Here is a 13849-nt window from a genome sequence, read left to right as displayed (position 1 = left end):
TCTAGCATAATTAACATCCGTTTGAGTTCTGCTGCTTTCTGCTCTATTTACTGCATTTATAGCATTATTTAAAGCTTGTTGATACGGTGTATTGTTATTTATTATAGCTTGTATCGCGTCAAGCCTGCTTAATAAGTTATTTCTATCATTTCCAATTGGGAGAGCATTAACTAAGTCTCTAGCATAGTTAACATCCGTTTGAGCTCTGCTGCCTTCAGCTTTAATTACTGCATTTATAGCATTGCTTAAAGCGTGTGGATATGTTGTATTGTTATCTATGATAGTTTGTATCGCGTCAAGCCTGCTTAATAAGTTATTTTTATTATTTCCAATTGGGAGAGCATTAACTAAGTTTCTAGCACAATTAACATCAGCTTGAGCTCTGCTGCCTTCAGCCTTAATTACTGCATTTGTAGCATTAGTTAAAGCCTGCTGTTCTGCTAGATTGTTGTTTATTAGAGCTTGTACTTTATCGAGTCTATTTAATAAACTACTTCCATCATCTCCAATTGGTAGAGCATTAACTAAGCCTATGGCATAATTAACATCAATTTGATCTCTGCTACTTTCTGCCTTAACTACTGCATTTGTAGCTGCTGTTAATCTATCTCTATATGGAATAATATTTTTAATTCTACTTAGTAAATCTGTTTTATCTTGTCCATCCGCAAGGGTATCGACCAAGTTTTTTGCATTTAATATATCTGAATCTATTCCTGAATTTTCAGCTTTAGCTACTAATGTCTTTGCCTCATCTAATCTGCTTTCATCGCTACTGTAAGGGGTTACTTGAATGTTCCCATATGTTAATTCATAGGTTGAGGCATTAGATATTATATAGGTTCTTGGAATTACTTTTGCTTCAACATGATTTGTTTCTATACTTAGAAATCCTGTTATTAATGCTAATATAATAACTGAATTTCTTATTTTTTTACTCACCATATATTTTTTCCCCATCCTCATAACAATGTATTTTACTTACTTTTTTATGTTTATTTTACCATCATAGTATATTCTATCATATATTCCAACATTTGTACAAATTCAAATTATAGTGAATAATTAGCAATTATATAATGATATTCACTTATGTAAAACTCATAGTTTTCCTAAAAGTTTATATGTTATATAATCAAAAATTCTTTGTTTTTTACAACTAAATTTGCAGGTTTTTTATCACTGATATTTACTTTAAGTAAAATATATTGTGCGAGAAATTACTCAAAGGGAATCCAATAAGTTGCCCCCTATATTTTAAAAAATATAGGGGGTGTAATCAGCATGATACATCAAATAAATTTAATATATCTTTGTCTAAAAATTTTATTCCTATATAAAATAATCTTAACAACTAGCAACCCTAATACCTTCTACATCTGGTTCTAGTAAAATTAATCTCCAGTTATCCTCAAGTTTTCCTAAAAAATCTTTAACCTCTTTCTCAAATTTTTCTATATCCTTATCAACTACTGCCATGAGAGTTGATCCTGAACCACTTACAAATTCTCCAACAGCACCTGTATCTCTTGCCTTTTCCAGTATTTCTTCAGCATTCTTTATTAATTTTTTTCTATATGGTTCATGAATTTTATCATTGAAACATGCTCTAAGCTTATCAAACTCCCCATTATAAAGAGCACTTATTAACATAGCAGATCTTGATATATTAAAAATGCAATCTTCTTTTACATATGCCTGAGGCAGTATTTGTCTTGATAGAGCTGTGCTTACCTGAAAATCCGGTATCATTGCAGCAAATTTTAGTTCATTTGGAACCCTTATCTTTGAATAATTTACTTTTTCGCCATCCTTAATAGAAACTACCATTCCCCCTACTGCTGCGGGCACTACATTATCGGGATGACCTTCTACTTCTGTAGCTATTTCTATTATTTCATCAAGTGATAATCTATTTCCCATTAATGAACTAGCTGCTGCTACTCCGCCTACTATGCATGCCGCGCTGCTTCCAAGACCTCTACAAATTGGAATATCACATTTTGAAACATTTATAATAAACCCATCATATTTGTAATTGAATCTATCAAGAGTATTAATTAAACTATTATATATTAAATTATCTTTATAATTATCTTCACTTTTTATACCATTATTTAATATTATAGTTTTGCCTTTTTTCTCTTCAACTTCAATTTCATTGTAAAGCTTCAGCGCCATACCAAAAGAATCGAAGCCAGGCCCCATATTTGCTGTTGTAGCTGGTATTCTTACTTTTATCATCATTACCCCACCTTTTTATTTTATCAATCTTAAATTTAGAAATACCATATAGGTCTACTGTGTTATTTCTTTTTCAATAACGCTGAAATCACATGGTAGAGTTTTTATATCTCCGCCAATATTTACAGCAATATCAGGATCTTTAAGTCCGTTACCAGTCAATATACAAACAACTTTTTTATCATGCTGCAGCTTTCCCTCTTTATATAATTTATATAAACCTGCAATTGATATGCATGATGCTGGTTCTGCAAATATTCCTTCTGACTCCGCAAGCACTTTATAAGCCTCTAATATTTTCTCATCACTTATCTTATCTATAATTCCTTTTGATTCTACTAGAGCGGATACAGCTCTGCTCCAGCTTGCGGGATTGCCAATTCTTATGGCAGTTGCAATTGTTTCTGGATTCTCAATAATTCTATTATCCACTATAGGAGCTGCTCCTTCCGCTTGAAAACCTAGAAGCTTAGGCATCTCGCTGATTTTCCCATGATCCTTATATTCATTAAAGCCTTTCCAGTAAGCAGTTATGTTTCCTGCATTGCCCACAGGTATGCATAAATAATCTGGATTAACATCAAGCTGATCGCAAATTTCAAAAGCTGCCGTTTTCTGACCTTCTATTCTAAAAGGATTTATTGAGTTTACCAAAGTAATAGGATACTTGTTTGATATTTCCTTTACCATATTTAATGCATCATCAAAGTTACCGTCTATAGCTATAACTTTTGCACCATAAGCTATTGCCTGGGCAAGCTTTCCCATTGCTATTTTTTTATTCGGTATTATTACCACACACTTTATTCCTGCCTTTGCTGCATATGCAGCAGCTGCTGCTGAAGTATTACCTGTTGATGCACATATTATTGCTTTCGAACCTTCTTCTACGGCTTTTGTAACTGCCATAGTCATTCCTCTATCTTTAAAAGATCCTGTTGGGTTTAACCCTTCGTACTTTAGATATATCTCGAGACCAGGCATAAGTTTTTCTATATTTTCTGCTCTTATTAAAGGTGTATTACCTTCGCAAAGCGTAACTATCTTCCTATCATCACTAACTGGCAAGTACTCATTATATTTATTTATTAACCCCATCCATCTCATTATTTTAGTCCTCCAATATTAAGATTTTTTTAATCTCTTCAGTATTAATTCTTTCTTTTATATCATCTATAAATCTATCTAATACGGCTTCACTTTGTGATTTAACAAAGGCTGCTACCTCTCCATCTAAATTATAAAGTTCTTTGCTAATAATACTGCAGTTTGAAAAATATTCTGTTAGAGTTTCCATTGCTTTTATTCTTTCCTCTGTTTTTATTCTAAGAAGCCATTTGCTTTCTCTCTTCCAAAGAGTATTAACGTCCGCTTTATCATAATTAAAAATTAATGTGCTCTCCCTTTTACTTTGAATAATATCTGCTATGTCTGAGAATACTGCACTAGCTGTAGGAAACATTCCTGCTCCCTTGCCTGTAAACACAACATCTCCTACTGCATCTCCATCTACCAAGATAGCATTATATTCATTTTCAATTCTTCCTAAAGTGGAGTTCTTTCTTACCATAACTGGCGACACTGCAGCATATAACTCATCATTCTGTAATTCACTCATAGCTAGCAGCTTTATTTCACAGCCTTCTCTTTGAGCATATTTAAAATCTTCAGTATCTATATTTGTTATTCCACTTATTTTTATATTTCTCCAATTCACTCTCTTTTCAAAGGCTATAGTGGATAATATGGAAAGCTTTCTCGCAGCGTCATACCCCATTACATCACTTTCAGGATTTGCCTCTGCAAACCCAAGTTCTTGAGCAAGCTTTAAAGCATCATTATAGTTCATATTTTCTTTGCTCATTTTAGAAAGTATAAAGTTTGTTGTTCCGTTTAAAATTGCCTTAATGCTTTTTATTTTATTTCCAACAAGGCATTCACTTAATGACTTTAGTATAGGTATGCCACCTCCTACACTAGCTTCAAATCTCAATTCAACTCCATTTTTATTTGCTATATCTAAAAGCTCTGCACCATGTTCTGCAATTAAGTCTTTATTCGCTGTAACGACATGTTTTTTTAATAGTAATGCCCTTTTAACATATTCATAAGACGGGTTAATCCCTCCCATTGCCTCAATCACTATATCAACATTTTCATTAAAAATTTCTTCTACATCATTAGTTAAAATATAATCCTTATTTTTTTCTTTGTGCTTATTTATATCTTTCACAAGAACTTTTGATAAAATTAATTCCTCATTTAGGTTTTTCTTGAATCTATCTCTATTTTTATATATAAGTTTTGCTACACCACTACCTACAGTGCCACAGCCAAGCATAGCTATGCAAGCCATATTTATCCCTCCTACCTCTTAATATTTTCATAGAACTATTAATAGTGTAACTGGTTATGGTTTTCATATTTTTTCCTCCCTTAAATTACTTTTTTGTTTATTTTTGTATTTTCATATAAATAAAAAACTCCTCCCACAAAAATGGGACGAGTTATATTCGCGGTTCCACCCAAATTATAGTAAATGATTATCAGCTTTACAAATACTATTCACAATTATAAAGAGCAAATAGCAATCAGGTAAGCTCATATTACATGCACTATCACTTTGTGCTGTTAACGCTAGCAAGCGAAAATACTTACTGTTAGGCATCTGAAAGAAAATAGCAAGTCAAAGATGCCTTATTCAGTACTTAACTCCAAGGTGGTTTTCAGCAGTTCTTGAACAAGAAACCTTTCAGCCAATGGGTTTCCTTCTCTTTGAACAGATTACTACCTACTCTTCCTTTTCATTGTCTTTATTCGTATTAATTCTATATTGTAACTAACTTATACAAATAATATATTATAATAAAATAAAAAAACTCCCCCAAAAATATGGGGCGAGTATTAATCACGGTTCCACCCAAATTAACATTCAACATAACCGTAAAATAATAGATTATATGAACTGTTATCTTTGTACCTTTAACGCTGGTAAACGGATATACCTACTGTAATTTCAGTACTCAACTTCAAGGTGGTTTTCAATAGATCTAGAACAAGAAACCTCTCAGCCAATGAGTTTCTCTCTCTTAGAACAGTTTTCTATCTACTCTTCCTTATCATTGCATTTATGTTATGATTTTGTATAGTTCCTTCATTGTTAATCATTATATTATTTATAATAATACATGTCAATATAAAATACTCAAAAAATCCAAAAACTTTACGAAATATTTTTTATTTATATTTTTTACACTTTTATAAAATTTATAGATAAAATAATAAATATTAATATTATTTTTTATGATTTATTATTAAATTTCACTTAGCCTATTAATCTATTCATTCATATTTTAGATATATAATATTCAATTTTATAATAATTATACGTTATAATTGTATAAACTTACACCTCTAATAAAACCTTTTAATTTACTAAGTTTTATCAATATATCCAGATTCATAAGTGATTTTTGTATTTGAATAGGAGGACTAACTAGAAAGTTATCTTATACAAAGGGATATAAGTTAGCTGATCGCCTAGTACTCCTATAATTTAAAGCTTTCCTAAAAGCTTATATGTTATATAATCAAAGACTTTTTGTTTTTTTACAACCAAATTTGCAGCTTTTTTGTCATTGATATTTACTTTAAGTAAAATGTACTGTGCAAGAAACGATTCAAAAGGAAGCCAATTAATATGGGTAGTTGGAATTATATGTCTGGTTGAACCCTTCATTTCTTTGAAGAGCTGAATTCTACTTTTAAGAGGTAAGGTTTCATCGAATAATGCATCTATAAAAGTAACTCTTTTCTTTTCCAACAGATGGGCATATGATATAGGGTCTATCCTAAAAAATGGATGTAAGTCTTTAGATCTTAGTATTTCTAGCAAACTCATACTTTTTACACTATCAAATTGATTATTATATATTTCATATAGTTTTTCTTTGTTATTTATATAATATTCTTCACCATATCCCTTTTCAAAAAGTCTTCGTGCAAATGCTGTAACATGAGATTCATGCATTATTCTAGGTATATTCCCTCCTGTGGTCATGAAAATAGTTTGGTTAACCCTTTTATCCATTGACGCTACAATAGAAGAAATCATCCCTCCGAGACAATATCCAACTACACAATTATTTTCATTCCAAAGCTTTTCTTGCTGAAGCAAATCTATAGTTGAGCGTACATCAACTACCGCATGCTCCCAGAATTGATACATAATCTTAATGTCAGGCCATATATAGCTCCGTCCACTAACAGATTTATCCTCCACTCGAGTGTAGTTTCCTGGAAGAATTATAATTGTAGAGTTTACTCCTACAGAAGCTAAATGCGTACCAAGCCACAGCATAAATTTAATATTTCTACTGCCTAAGCCATGTAATATAAGCACTGAAGCCTGAGTTTTTCCTCTAGGCTCAAAGTTATATAATTCAACATTTTCCGTTCCCGATGCAGGATTTCTATATAAACTTTTATATCTAATATAGCTGCACCTATAAAAAGTTCCTTTAAGTATATATCCTTTAACAAAATTTATATTCTTTTTTACATAAGAGAAATCAATTATCATACATTCCTCCATTTTTATTTATAATTAAATATAAAATATATATTATGCTTGCACTATTATTCCTGTGCTATTTAAGATATAATTTTAAATAAAAATTAGTATTATGGTCAAAAGGAGGTGAAAGTATTGGAAAGATGTCCTTGGTGCGGAAATGACCCTTTATATATTAAATATCACGACGAAGAATGGGGTGTTCCTGTTCATGATGAAAGAAAACATTTTGAATTCCTCGTATTAGAATCTGCTCAAGCTGGCCTTAGTTGGATTACTATACTTAGAAAAAGAGAAAACTATCGTAGCGCTTATGACAATTTTGATCCTGTTAAAGTGGCAAATTACTCTGAGGAAAAGATAAATGAACTTCTTCAGAATAATGGTATAGTAAGAAACAGAAGAAAAATTGAAGCTTCAATAAATAATGCAAAAATGTTCTTAAATATTCAAAAAGAATTTGGAAGCTTTGATAACTACATATGGAAGTTTGTTAATTATAGACCTGTAATAAATTCATGGAAAAGTATATCTGATGTACCTGCGACCTCTGCTCTTTCAGATGAAGTAAGTAAAGATTTAAAAAAGCGAGGTTTTAAATTCTTAGGTTCTATTATAATTTATTCTCATTTACAAGCAACAGGTATTATAAATGATCATATTATAAATTGTTTTAGACATAATGATCTTAAATAATTCCAAAAATATTTCAAACAAATCAATAACACTTTTCTTCTCTACTACATAATATGTAGTGTAGCGTGTAAAAGGAGAGTTTAAATAATATGTATTGTGACTATTTTGATTGCCCAATGATGCATTTATTCCGTCAACAATTCCCTAGTGGACCGCCTTTCGGAGGGCCTGGCGGATTACCTTTTGGCGGACCTGGTGGCCCAGGTGCAGGCTCAAGACCTCCTAGCTCACCGCCACCATCCTTTGCTCCACAAAAGTCTCAAATCCAAACCTTTGCTGTTAGCCCTGGTTCAATTAGACCATGTCTCTTCAGATTTACGTATATATGGCCTAGAAGAGGAAGAGGTTTTTGGGCATTTCCTATCCGTGTCGATAGCAGATCCGTTTCTGGCTGGAGATGGACTGGACGTAGATGGGTTTTCTTCGGAATGGATTTAAGGCAAATAGAAAGTTTCCAATGTTTCTAGCTTTTAGGTGAGGTCATTCCTGTTCACCTCCAGTAGGAGATGTAATCGGATCATTGAATTCTCCACCTCCAATAAATCCTCCGCCAAACTTTTCCCCAACTAAAACTCAGATATTAAACAAAACCCAACTGTCAGTAAATAATATTATAAATAAATATGCTTATATTTGGCTCAAAGATAGAGCACAATTTTGGACTTGGATAACCTTCGCTGTTGGAGAAAGAATTGGAGGCTGGAGATGGAATGGATTTATTTGGGATAACTTCGAGATAGACATACCAAAAGTTGATTCTATTGTAATTTATACCTATTCAAAGTAGCAAGTTAACTCTATGCTTTGTAAGCCTATAGCAGCTATTGACAACTTCAATAGCTGCTTTTTATATGTACCTTAATACTTAAATATGAATATTATAAAATAAAAACTTTTTTATAAAAACAAAACAGATCAAAAGTGAGGTGTTTATAGTGTCTGTACGACATTATGTTCTATTTTCCACTGATGGTTTTATAAAAGTTCCTACTACATCGGATATATTATACAATTCAAAAAATACGAAGGATATTTATATATTCGGATTCATAGGTGGCCTTTTTAGAGTTAATAATAATATAATTGATCCTACCCTTAACTGGCAAAATCCTTTAAACTGGAATAAATATGCTAACCTAAAAGGAACAGCTACAATCCCTTCACCAATTATAATTGGTGAAGTGGATGATGATATATTTATAACGCTTATAAATCTTGGTATGAAATATAGAAGTGATCTTACGGAGCTTCATACTATTCACATCCAGGGAGCAAATCTACCTGCTGAAATAGATGGTTTTCCCGAAACCTCTTTTGGTGTTCCTACATGGATAAATTATAAAGACTCTCCTCCTGTTGCAACCTACTATTTTAAACCTGAACGTAGTGGAACCTATGTGTATTACAATCAAGCAACTGCTTCTCAGCATGTTCAAATGGGCATGTATGGTGCCGTTGTTATATACCCGTCACTTAAAAATCTAGAAGACTCTGGAGTACACAGAAGCAGGTCTGATAAGTGGTATTTTGAAAGACAACTTATTAGTCATATTCCTTCAAATGCTACAAGTCATAATTTTGCTTATGCTAATTCATACACCTATTTTGATAAGGAATATATTATTCTTTTATCTAATATAGATTCGAATTGGCATAACAATGTATTAAATAGTAAATTTTATAATTCAATAAACTATAAACCAGATTACTGGCTTATTAATGGAAGAGCTTTTCCTCATACTCTATATCCTCATCCTAAAACGAAAGAAGATAAAAAACAGCCTAATACGGATCAAATAAATTATGAATCTTATGTTCATATTAAGAATGGACAGAAAGTACTCCTCAGAATTATTAACATGGGATATCAAGTGGTCCCTTGGCATGTACACGGATGGAGCTTCTCAGTAGCTGGAAAAGACGCAGAGTTAAACCAATTTTTAAAATTAAGTGCTATACTTAATCTTGAAAAACACGGTAATCACGTTCAAGAAATGGGCTGCACTGCTTCTTTATCCTCTGGTGAAACCTACGACATAATTATATCTGCTGACAAAAAAACAGAGAGCTATGAAAACTATATATCGAAAGGTCTATCTACAGTTCCTTATTTGCGCAGTCAGCTAAAAGACTTACTAGATAAAAATCAAAATTCAATTGCAACTATTCCACTAGAACCATTAAAACACCCAAATACTGACTTCGTTAATTTCCTTCAACTATGTGGTCAAACTAATCCAACCTATGACAAAAATAATCTCCCTCATTTTTATCCTATGCATAATAATGATAACTATACGATGACTAACAATGGTATTTATCCTGGCGGCCAGTTAACATTTATTCAGGTAGATAATTAACATAAGGTTCAAAGCTTGATGGCTTTGAACCCTATATCATTAATAAACTTCACAATTTGCAACGGAATCTTCTACAAGCTTTTCTATATCTAAAACACTTTCAGACTTTCTTATTTCCTCTAATCTTGGCTTTGTTTTTGGATGTTTAGGCACAAAAACAGTACAGCAATCTTCATAAGGTAATATAGAGGTTTCATAGGTGTCTATTTCTCTCGCTTTATCCATTATATCAACCTTATCCATAGCAATTAACGGTCTAAATACTGGTCTGTCAGCAACATCATTACTTACAACAAGTCCTTCCATAGTCTGGCTTGCTACCTGACCTATGCTTTCGCCAGTAGTTACAGAATTTATTCCTTTTAGTTCTGCAAGTCTACAAGCTACTCTCATCATAAATCTTCTCATTATTATAGTAAGTTCATCTTCTCTACATTTTTCAATTATCTGCATTTGTATTTCTGTAAAAGGCGCTACATATAGCTTAACATCTCCAGTATAACTCTTTAATATATTTGCTAAATCTTTAACTTTTTCCTTTGCCCTCTCACTGGTGTAAGGATGACTGTGGAAATAAACGCAATTTAACTGAACTCCACGTCTAGCCATCATATATCCTGCAACTGGTGAATCAATACCACCGGAAAGCATAAGCATTGTGCTTCCGTTGGTACCATAAGGCATTCCTCCTTCAGCTTTTACTCTTTTAGAATATACATATGCTTTTTCTCTTATCTCTATATTTATAACACCCTTAGGATTATTCACGTCAACCTTCAATTCTTCACTATTCATTAGGATATAAGCTCCTACTTCCCTGCTTATATCCATAGAAGTTCCAGGAAAACTTTTGTTAGCTCTGTTTGTTTGAACTTTAAATGTATCAGCTTTAATATCTGCTGCCTCTTTTAATGCTTGTTTTTTTATTTCTTCCATATCAGCTTCTACTTCTGTTACAACACATACTTCTGAAACTCCAAATACTCTTTTTACTCTCTTTAGCCCTTCTTCTATATCTTCAAATTCTAAAAACCATCTTCCTGTATCATTAACGAAATCATATTTTAAATCCTTTAATACACTCTTAATGTTATCAATTAACTTTCTTTCAAATTTACCTTTGTTTAAGCCTTTTAAAAATATTTCTGGTGCATATTTTACTAATAAAAGTTTCTTCATTTACTAACTCTCCTCAAAAATTTTAATGATTTATCTAAGTTTTCTATTGTATAATCAACTTCTTCTTTTGTATTGTATTCTGAAAAACTAAACCTTATAGTTCCCTGAATTTCTTCAGGTTTTAGCATTATTGCATGTAATACATGGCTTTCCTTATTACCTTTAGCTGAGCATGCAGAGCCGGTTGACACATATATTCCCTTTGCTTCCAGCGAATGAAGCAATACTTCACCTCTGACCCCTCTAAAAGAAACACTTAATACATAAGGAGAATATTCTTCACCACTGCTATTAATTTTTGCATCTGATATACTTTGTAGCTTGCCTATAAAATAATTCTTAACTTCAGCCACTTTTTTATAGTTTTCTTCCAAATCTTTATATATTTTTTCTGCAGCCTTTGCAAAACCAACCATTGCTGCAAGGTTCTCCGTACCGGACCTAAGGCTTCTTTCTTGCCCGCCACCAAATATTAAAGGTTTAGGCATAAGTCCTTTTCTAACATAAGCTATTCCAATTCCTCTTGGACCATGAATTTTATGTCCACTAGCAGATAATAAATCTATATTATATTTTTTTACATTGATTTTATATTTTCCATAACTTTGTACGGCATCTACATGAAACTTAATCTTGCTACTTTTTTCTTTTATAAGTTTACCTATTTTTTCAATATCCTGAACTGTGCCAATTTCATTATTTACATGCATAATACTTACTATTTGAGTATCTTTATTTATACTTTTATCTAGTTCATCTAAATCTATTCTACCATTGTTGTCTACATTCAGATATGTACCCCTAATACCTTCACTTTCCAATTGCCTACAAGTACCTATTATACTAGGATGCTCTATTTTAGTTGTTATTATATGAGCACCTTCTTTTATAAAACCTCTTATTAAAAAATTATTACTTTCACTGCCACCTGATGTAAATACAACTTCTTCTCTACTACATCCCAAAGTATCTGCAACTATCTGTCTACTCTCGTTCATTTTTCCTTCTGATTTTAGTCCTAGAGTATGGGCTGAAGATGGATTTCCATAATAGTTTTTCATTGTATCTATCATAACTTCCATTACTTCATCGTAGGGCTTGGTTGTAGCACTATTATCAAAGTAAACTTCCATATATATCACTCCCTAAAAATATTAATACTATTATTTGTTTACTACTCCAAATCTATAACACAGGTTTCTTAAATGCGTTAGCGACTTTGTAGATTTATTATTTTTATAATGCAAATTAAATTTAAATTATATGTAAATATTATATATTAAAATATCTAATATGCAAAAAAAACTATATGTGCCAAATAACTAATACTGTGGAAGAAATTAAAGGCAACATTTTATATAATGTCCATATTAAAACAACTAAAAAGGTAAATACTAAAGTAAGCCTATATAACTAAGCGATCATTAACATAATTTAGCATAAGGAGGGTCTATCTTGAATGGAAAACTAAATTATAAAAAGAGATTCATTATATATGTAATCGTAATTCTCACAATTAATATTGCATTTTTTTCCTTGCAAAGAAAGTATATAGCTTCTGCTACTTCTAATAAGCAGAATAGTACTTCTACAGTAGAAAATCCTTACACAAAAGATAAGAAAAACAAAATTTCAAATAGCACTAAAAGTTTATCAAAACTCCTGCTAGCTTTCGGGTATGATGAGAATGAATTAAAGACAACTGTAGAAGATATATATAATAAGCGTTCATCAGCCTTCATTACCGGTGACTTATTATCTTTAAAACAATACTTTGACACATCTCAAAAATATGGTGTATGGGCACTAGAACATGAAGTTAAACGTGTTAAATATTTGAATGATTGGTCTAGTCAACGGGGAATGAAATTTGCAAATATTCAATCTACAGTAAGAATAAAGAAAGTCTATCCTGGAACAAAGTTAGTTAAGATAGCTTTAGAAGAAAGTTATAAGTTCGATTACACTTATCCTAAAGATGAAACTCCTGTTATAAATTCTTTTGGAGTTGGAATAAGACACACTTTAAGTCTAATTAAAAAAGATGATAAATGGTTGATATATAACGATTGGTATACAGACTGCTTTGAAGACGCGCTTCAAGCTTATACAGGAGATATAAAGAGCAACATAGAGCCCTCTACACCACCAAATTCACCCACTATGAATATAAAACATATACTACCTTCTCAAAGCTCAAGTCAAACATATAAAAAACTTTATTATGACAGAGATAGGGCCGCTGCATATGCCGACAAATATTGTGGTGCTGCTTGGGGAAGCGGTAATAACTTTAAATATAATAAAAAATATAAAGACTTCAATGGTATTGGTGGAGACTGCACAAACTTTGCATCTCAAGTGCTTGGAGATAAAGAAGCTGGCGGTATTCCTACGGATTATACCTGGCGATGCGAATATTCAAAATGGGGAAATAGCCAGGGAACTTCTGCTTGGGTAAATGCAGATGGATTAAAAAACTACTTAGTATATAGCGGCAAGGGCAGTGTTATTAAAAGAGGTACCTTTAAGGAATTAACCGCTCCTTTGCCAGATTTGCCAACAGGAACAGTTGGGAAGTTACAGTTAGCAGATCTTGTATGCTATGAGAAGAAAGGAAATATTGATCATTTTGGAGTAGTCACAGGCTGGGATTCTCATGGATATCCTTTAATTAATTCTCATACTACTGATAGATACCATGTACCATGGGACTTAGGCTGGGGAGATAACCAAATAAGATTTTTCTTAATACACATAAATGGGTAATGGCCTTGAAGTTTTAACCTCAAAGCCC

General features: G+C 32.0%; 11 protein-coding genes, 1 pseudogene and 2 other annotated features. Of the genes and pseudogenes, 5 read left to right on the top strand and 7 right to left on the bottom strand.

The features are described 5' to 3' along the window. The 5 genes and pseudogenes from I6U51_RS22945 to I6U51_RS22925 form a co-directional block, all read right to left on the bottom strand. Positions 1-945: pseudogene (locus I6U51_RS22945) on the bottom strand (hypothetical protein); the annotation flags it as partial. A gap of 402 nt (positions 946-1347) precedes the next feature. Further along, entirely contained in the window at positions 1348-2244 is an 897-nt protein-coding gene (thrB, locus tag I6U51_RS22940) for a homoserine kinase (protein WP_211144876.1), read from the bottom strand. Positions 2245-2298: 54 nt separating this feature from the next. Further along, a complete protein-coding gene (gene thrC, locus I6U51_RS22935) occupies positions 2299-3351 on the bottom strand; it encodes a threonine synthase (RefSeq protein WP_211144875.1) in 1053 nt (350 codons plus the stop codon). A 4-nt stretch (positions 3352-3355) separates the two neighbouring features. Continuing rightward, positions 3356-4600 carry a homoserine dehydrogenase gene (locus tag I6U51_RS22930; protein WP_211144874.1) on the bottom strand — a complete coding sequence of 415 codons (1245 nt, stop codon included), beginning with the start codon at positions 4598-4600 and terminating at the stop codon, positions 3356-3358. A 139-nt stretch (positions 4601-4739) separates the two neighbouring features. Next, positions 4740-5061: a binding site (T-box leader), on the bottom strand. A 73-nt stretch (positions 5062-5134) separates the two neighbouring features. Further along, positions 5135-5376, bottom strand: a binding site (T-box leader). 424 nt (positions 5377-5800) lie between these two features. Beyond that, positions 5801-6826, bottom strand: a complete 1026-nt coding sequence (locus I6U51_RS22925) for an alpha/beta fold hydrolase (RefSeq protein WP_211144873.1) — start codon at positions 6824-6826, stop codon at positions 5801-5803. A gap of 117 nt (positions 6827-6943) precedes the next feature. Between I6U51_RS22925 and I6U51_RS22920 the strand changes: the two genes are divergently transcribed. The 4 genes from I6U51_RS22920 (at position 6944) to I6U51_RS22905 (ending at position 9873) form a co-directional block, all read left to right on the top strand. Then, positions 6944-7513, top strand: coding sequence for a DNA-3-methyladenine glycosylase I (locus I6U51_RS22920; protein ID WP_211144872.1), 570 nt, complete (start codon positions 6944-6946; stop codon positions 7511-7513). Positions 7514-7602: 89 nt separating this feature from the next. Next, complete coding sequence (locus I6U51_RS22915) at positions 7603-7980, top strand: hypothetical protein (RefSeq protein ID WP_211144871.1); 378 nt, start codon at positions 7603-7605, stop codon at positions 7978-7980. A 53-nt stretch (positions 7981-8033) separates the two neighbouring features. Next, positions 8034-8300 (top strand): hypothetical protein, encoded by a 267-nt coding sequence (locus tag I6U51_RS22910; protein ID WP_211144870.1) that lies wholly within the window; start codon positions 8034-8036, stop codon positions 8298-8300. A 148-nt stretch (positions 8301-8448) separates the two neighbouring features. Continuing rightward, a complete protein-coding gene (locus tag I6U51_RS22905; protein WP_211144869.1) occupies positions 8449-9873 on the top strand; it encodes a multicopper oxidase domain-containing protein in 1425 nt (474 codons plus the stop codon). Between the two features lie 39 nt (positions 9874-9912). On the opposite strand, the gene thiI is transcribed toward I6U51_RS22905, so the two are convergent. Beyond that, positions 9913-11052 carry a tRNA uracil 4-sulfurtransferase ThiI gene (gene thiI / locus I6U51_RS22900; protein ID WP_211144868.1) on the bottom strand — a complete coding sequence of 380 codons (1140 nt, stop codon included), beginning with the start codon at positions 11050-11052 and terminating at the stop codon, positions 9913-9915. After that, positions 11049-12185 carry a cysteine desulfurase family protein gene (locus I6U51_RS22895; protein ID WP_211144867.1) on the bottom strand — a complete coding sequence of 379 codons (1137 nt, stop codon included), beginning with the start codon at positions 12183-12185 and terminating at the stop codon, positions 11049-11051. Before I6U51_RS22895 ends, thiI begins: the two co-directional genes overlap by 4 nt. Before the next feature lie 322 nt (positions 12186-12507). Between I6U51_RS22895 and I6U51_RS22890 the strand changes: the two genes are divergently transcribed. Further along, complete coding sequence (locus tag I6U51_RS22890) at positions 12508-13821, top strand: amidase domain-containing protein (RefSeq protein WP_246517631.1); 1314 nt, start codon at positions 12508-12510, stop codon at positions 13819-13821. Positions 13822-13849 lie beyond the last annotated feature (28 nt).

The organism is Clostridium aciditolerans, assembly GCF_016316925.1.
Classification (GTDB): domain Bacteria; phylum Bacillota; class Clostridia; order Clostridiales; family Clostridiaceae; genus Clostridium_AM; species Clostridium_AM aciditolerans.
Note: the sequence above shows the minus strand (reverse complement) of the source record. Positions and strands in the feature narration are given on the sequence as shown.

What these genes read in the sequence shown, in the direction of transcription:
- I6U51_RS22895 (WP_211144867.1), bottom strand. Translation starts at nt 12,185, where the DNA reads ATGGAAGTTTACTTTGATAATAGTGCTACAACCAAGCCCTACGATGAA.
- I6U51_RS22930 (WP_211144874.1), bottom strand. Translation starts at nt 4,600, where the DNA reads ATGGCTTGCATAGCTATGCTTGGCTGTGGCACTGTAGGTAGTGGTGTA.
- I6U51_RS22915 (WP_211144871.1), top strand. Translation starts at nt 7,603, where the DNA reads ATGTATTGTGACTATTTTGATTGCCCAATGATGCATTTATTCCGTCAA.
- I6U51_RS22925 (WP_211144873.1), bottom strand. Translation starts at nt 6,826, where the DNA reads ATGATAATTGATTTCTCTTATGTAAAAAAGAATATAAATTTTGTTAAA.
- thiI (WP_211144868.1), bottom strand. Translation starts at nt 11,052, where the DNA reads ATGAAGAAACTTTTATTAGTAAAATATGCACCAGAAATATTTTTAAAA.
- thrB (WP_211144876.1), bottom strand. Translation starts at nt 2,244, where the DNA reads ATGATAAAAGTAAGAATACCAGCTACAACAGCAAATATGGGGCCTGGC.
- thrC (WP_211144875.1), bottom strand. Translation starts at nt 3,351, where the DNA reads ATGAGATGGATGGGGTTAATAAATAAATATAATGAGTACTTGCCAGTT.